Below are 427 nucleotides of genomic sequence, written 5' to 3' on the forward strand. Positions count from 1 at the left end.
TTTCGTTATACGTACATTACGGCCGTATAACGAAAGAAGGAGGACCAAATGAAAAAACAATCGTGTAGGAACTGCCACAATATTGATCTGAATAAAAAAGAGGAAACAGAAGGAAGGCTGAGTGGACGCTACCGTTATGGCTGCACCGTGCAAAGAAGTGGGTTTATATGCGGCTTTATTATCAGCGATGAGAAACTGGAAGCTTTGGTATGCCCAAACTGGAAAGGAGGGAAGATGGAGGAGGCAGACTACGAAAGGCTGGCGGACGAATTTGGGGAAAGGCTTCAAACTCTGTATGACCGGTGGAATATGTGGAAAATAAGGGGGTGCCCGGAGGCGGATGTGCCTGACGGAGAATATTTAAATCGACTTCGCAGTGGAATAGAAGCGATGATGAGGCAGATTGAGAATACGTTCGCTGAGGCAG

1 protein-coding gene is annotated in these 427 nt (G+C 46.6%); it reads left to right on the forward strand.

The window, feature by feature from the left end:
* Positions 1-48: 48 nt before the first annotated feature.
* Positions 49-427, forward strand: a 379-nt coding sequence (locus NE664_14395; GenBank protein ID MCQ4727824.1) for a hypothetical protein, incomplete at its 3' end; no start/stop codon positions are given.

The sequence above is a fragment of the Anaerotignum faecicola genome, assembly GCA_024460105.1.
Classification (GTDB): domain Bacteria; phylum Bacillota; class Clostridia; order Lachnospirales; family Anaerotignaceae; genus JANFXS01.